Below are 979 nucleotides of genomic sequence, written 5' to 3' on the forward strand. Positions count from 1 at the left end.
GTACTTCTGCAGCGCGACGGCGACCACGATGAGCAGCAGCGTCCATGCGAACGGCGAGCGGCCCCGGTCCACACGGGTGAACGCGACGATCCACAGCCCCTGCGCCACGGCGAACCCGCCGACCATCGCCAGGAACCGGGCGTCTGCGGGAAGGACTCTCGGCAACGAGTCCCCGACCCAGCTGGCGGCCAGCGCGCCCAGGGCCCAGGGCCAGGCGGGGCCGCGGTCGTCGGACGGGAGTCCGAGCAGCACCACCGCCAACGCGGGCATGAGCAGCACCTGGGACCAGGCGGCGGCCGCCCCGGCCCCGAGCGCCAGCGCGATCAGGTGGACGAGCGTCACCGCGGCGACAGGGACCCAGGTCAATGCGCGCATGCAGGTGACGCTATCTCCGGTCACCGCCGAGTGCGGTGGGATGGACCACCTCGCCGTCGCGACACGACCGCGTGCCACGTCAACGCCACCATCACCGCGCCGCAACACAGCACGCCCACGCCGAACGCTATGGTGATGCCCTCGTCGGTGGGGAAGGTCGAGTCCGACGGGTGCGCGGCGAGCGCGGCGGCGGACAGTGCGGCGCCCACTGCGCCGCCGACCGTGCGTAGGACCTGGTTGAAGCTCACGGCGCTACCGAGCTGGTCCACGGCGACACTCCGGGCGATCAACGCGGGCATGGCGGCGTACCCGGAACCGATCCCCGCGCCGAAGAGGAACATCCCGACGGCGAGCGTGGGGAAGTCCCCGTGCGCAGCCCACAGCAGCACAGAGGCCGCGGTCATCACAGTGGCTCCCACGGGGAGGAAGGCCGCGATGTCGACCCGACGGGAGAGCGCGCGGACCGCCCGGTTGGCCAGGAGGCTGCCCACGGACAGCGGTGCCATCAGGAAACCCGCCCACATGAGCGGGACGGCGAGACCGAAACCGGTTCCGCTCGGAGCCTGGGCCACCAGGCTCGCGATCGACAAGCCGATGTACAGAG

At 71.9% G+C, this 979-nt stretch carries 1 protein-coding gene and 1 pseudogene; both read right to left on the reverse strand.

Annotation, left to right across the window (positions count from 1 at the left end; translation table 11 throughout):
* Window positions 1–375, reverse strand: a 375-nt coding sequence (locus tag G6026_RS16010; RefSeq protein WP_241728137.1) for a lysoplasmalogenase family protein, incomplete at its 3' end; no start/stop codon positions are given.
* A gap of 20 nt (window positions 376–395) precedes the next feature.
* Window positions 396–979 (reverse strand): annotated as a pseudogene (locus tag G6026_RS17675) (MFS transporter); the annotation flags it as partial.

Source organism: Dietzia sp. DQ11-38-2, assembly GCF_014145055.1.
Lineage (GTDB): Bacteria > Actinomycetota > Actinomycetes > Mycobacteriales > Mycobacteriaceae > Dietzia.